Below are 3,529 nucleotides of genomic sequence, written 5' to 3' on the forward strand. Positions count from 1 at the left end.
CTTTATTTTTTAAAGTATCTCTTAACATCTTCTGCTCCTATCACAGGGTCACTGGCTTGTCTATAATATTGGCATTTTTGTCTAATGCTTTAATTACTAAAGTTCCATCTTCTTTATTTCGAATCAATAATTTTTGTACAGAGTCTTTATTTTTTTGAAGGCTCTTGAGGATTTTACGTCTTGTTTTTTCGTCAATTCCTGCTTGTTCTAATCTTTTTTCTGTTACCCACGCATTACTCATTTGTTTACCATTTTTAGTTTTACCTAATGGAGAGGTGTTATATTTGGCTTCTGTAATCACATAGTCTGGTGGTGGATTTGGGTGCAGATATATTCCGTCAATACCGGATTGTCCTGGTTTATAATTACCATCGGTTTTACCTAGTGGTGTATAGCCATTCTCCAACATTAATTGGTGTGCATTGTACTCACCAGTAGCACCTTTTCTATGGTTTAATGATTTATGCTGCGTAAAGTCACTAGGCGTCTTACGTGATGGCGGATTAACTTTGTTAACAGGGGCACCTTTGAGATCGTTTCCTTCTGGAGCTGAAAGCTCCGGCGCTTTAGATTTCTTCGGCACATTGGTAACGCCAATCTGTGGTAACTCCCCTTGATACTCATCCAGCGCTTTATTAACTCGCTGTCCGATTTCTTGGGCGGCTTGTTGCATATGCTGGTCGATTTTGGGGGTGACCTCGTCTAGGCGTTTTACTGTGGCTTGCATGCCTTCGATGGCGGCGTCTGGGAGCAGTAGGTCGTAGTGCCAACTGGTAGACATGTCATCAAGTGAATCGCGTAGGCCTTTGACGATGTTTTTAACTTCCGTGGCGGATTGCGTTCCTAGGTCTTGCCAGTTGATGTTTCTTAGGTATTTAACTGGGTCGCCTTTGTCGACTTTTCTTTGGGTAAAAAGCCGCAGTACAGCAAGCGCAGCGGAGAGGGATTCTCCGGTATTTTTTAAGATAACCTTGCCCACCACTACTGGCACTAAACCAATACTGATAAGTTAACTAGTGTTTGCCCTGAGAAGAGGAGCAACTTGGAACGGTGATTCTAGGACGGAGTTATTCTTTGTTAATCTATGAGCAAAGTGGAATCCGGCCCTAGCTAACTGGTAAGTTAATATTAAAAAAACGTGTCTAATGAATCATCATGCGTAACCGGGGATACGGTCATCTTGATGATTCATTAAGTGATGTGCGCCGTTACTAATCACATTTGCATACAGCGTTATTCGTGCTGCTTAATAGCGCCACGTACCATAGAAGCCATATCAATAATTTCCATATCACCCATATCGGCAATTAAATTCAAATGGGCAAAAATATCGCACTTTTCAATATTCTTGACTTTTTTCTCGCCACCCATAAATAAAAATGGCGCAAAGCCGTACACTTCATCGGCATTGAGTGGGCCATGTTTTTTTAATGTCGCAGGAAAAAGTGGTTTCCCTTGGTTATCTTTAATATCAAGTTGCTCAGGCTCTTGAAGCGCTATAAAATCTTTTGCAGTTTGGTTAGCCTTACCAGCTGCAATATCTTGCTCGCTTCCTTCGCTTGTTGTTATCCAGTTAAGGTGCGGGCTGATTTCTAGGGATTCACCTGTTTTTTCGCCGTAAATCTGAAGTTCACCCCAAGCATTGCGCGCAATAACATAATAAATATCATCTTGCTCAAACGGGGTATCTTCTAAAAATCGATCAAGGATGTCTTGATAATCCGCGGGGTTTGTCAACCAAAATAAACCATCGGCAAAACCGCTGAAGCCGAGTATTTGCCAGTATTCAAGTAGCTGATCAGGGAGCTTCCCTCGATACGCTTCTATATCAGCGGTAGTCGCGGGTACAATTGTTGTTGGTTGGCCAAATTCGCTTAAAAAAAAGGCTAAATCGTCATCATTAGTTTCTATCATGGGTTCTCTACTTTTTGTTTAACGGGCAGCGCTCAAGTTTAATGTTTAACTTAGCATCTGGGCCATATTCTTTAAATGCTTTTTCAACTTGCTCATCCATTAATTCAACGCGTGTTTTACTTCCTTTTTTACTTCCTATAGGCGCTTTAGCCCACTGCGGACCTATAGATTCATTAACTCTTTTATCACCCAGACGAGTAACATTATCATAACCGCCAGCGCCCATATCAGGGTCATGTAATGCATGTAAATTGTTCATAATTTCTGTTGTTCTTTGCGCAGCTAATTTTTTTGCTTCAGTACGTGATTTGTTTCTACCGTATGATTTCTTGAGAGATTTATATAGTTTGTATCTGAACTTATCTCTAAAACCATTTTGAGCAGTTCCAGTCCCCTTACGCTTCATATTTTTGTATCGATCGCGGTTTTCTCTGTATTCACCAATGGTTAAATCATTTAAGCCTGCTTCTTGATACTTAAGTTGCCTTGCGTAATTCTGTTCTAAAGCACGTAAGTCGCCCTTATGTTTTTTCCTTAAGTTATCACTTGGTTTAAAACAGGGGACCTTGTATGCTTTCATGCCTGCTTTGAGAGGGTGCAATCCCTTCCCCCCCGGTAACTCATTCCCTTTTGGTGGTTCCAACTCATCGGCTTTGGCTTTGGTGGGCTTGTCGGTAACGCCTCGAATTGGTGATTGGCCTTGATATTCATCCAGCGCTTTATTAACTCGCTGTCCGATTTCTTGGGCGGCTTGTTGCATATGCTGGTCGATTTTGGGGGTGACCTCGTCTAGGCGTTTTACTGTGGTTTGCATGCCTTCGATGGCGGCGTCTGGGAGCAGTAGGTCGTAGTGCCAACTGGTAGACATTTCATCGAGTGAATCGCGCAGGCCTTTGACGATGTTTTTAACTTCCGTGGCGGATTGTTTTCCTAGGTCTTGCCAGTTGATGTCTCTTAGGTATTTAACTGGGTCGCCTTTGCCTAGCTTGCGAAGTACCGCAAGCGCAGCCGAGAGGGATTCTCCGGTATTTTTTAAGATAACCTTGCCTACGCCTTTGACGGCTGAGCCCACAACTGGCACTAAACCAATGCCGGTGAGGGTAAAGGCAAGCCAAGCGTCGGTGTCGTTGGCTTCATCATCGTCGGTCAGTAACATGACATTGGCGATGATATCTCGTAAATCCATGACTTGGTCGATAATTGGTATCATGGAAATCAAGGTACCTACCACGATTTGTGACGTAGAGGGGTTTTGATTAAAGTCGCCTTGCAGTGTGCCCCATAACCAATCACCAGCTTGGGTTGCAATGCCATTGGCTTCTATCAGTGGTGCGGTATTGCCGCTGCGTACCATTTCAGCCGCTCGCGCTGGGGTGATTTGTCCATACAGAGGGTTTTTAGGGCGATTATCTTCTGGTAGGTAATCGCGTTTGTCCTCACCATATTGCACGGTGTATTGACCGGGTGGGGCATTCTCAATTTTTGCTTTACCGCTGTCGTCTAAGTTACCAGTCAGCTCTGTGCCGTTTGCAAATCGAATGGTATAAGGTGCGCCCATAATTGGGCTGCCATCTTGATAGGTATAAGACAACTCAATGGTACTGCTCGCCATGGT

General features: G+C 43.5%; 3 protein-coding genes. All 3 read right to left on the reverse strand.

What is annotated here, in order from left to right; translation table 11 throughout:
* Nucleotides 1-40: 40 nt before the first annotated feature.
* The gene (locus L1D50_RS22200; RefSeq protein ID WP_239966861.1) at nt 41-991 is read right to left on the reverse strand and encodes a hypothetical protein; all 951 of its coding nucleotides are present in this window, start codon (nt 989-991) and stop codon (nt 41-43) included.
* Between the two features lie 242 nt (nt 992-1,233).
* Nucleotides 1,234-1,914 (reverse strand): GAD-like domain-containing protein, encoded by a 681-nt coding sequence (locus tag L1D50_RS22205; RefSeq protein ID WP_128725181.1) that lies wholly within the window; start codon nt 1,912-1,914, stop codon nt 1,234-1,236.
* 7 nt (nt 1,915-1,921) lie between these two features.
* Nucleotides 1,922-3,529: polymorphic toxin type 15 domain-containing protein (locus L1D50_RS22210; protein WP_239966862.1), on the reverse strand; the 1,608-nt coding region annotated here is incomplete at its 5' end.

The sequence above is a fragment of the Pseudoalteromonas sp. Isolate6 genome, assembly GCF_022398435.1.
Classification (GTDB): Bacteria; Pseudomonadota; Gammaproteobacteria; order Enterobacterales; family Alteromonadaceae; genus Pseudoalteromonas; species Pseudoalteromonas galatheae.

Coding starts and splice junctions, on each gene's coding strand:
- L1D50_RS22205 (WP_128725181.1), bottom strand. CDS start 1,914: ATGATAGAAACTAATGATGACGATTTAGCCTTTTTTTTAAGCGAATTT.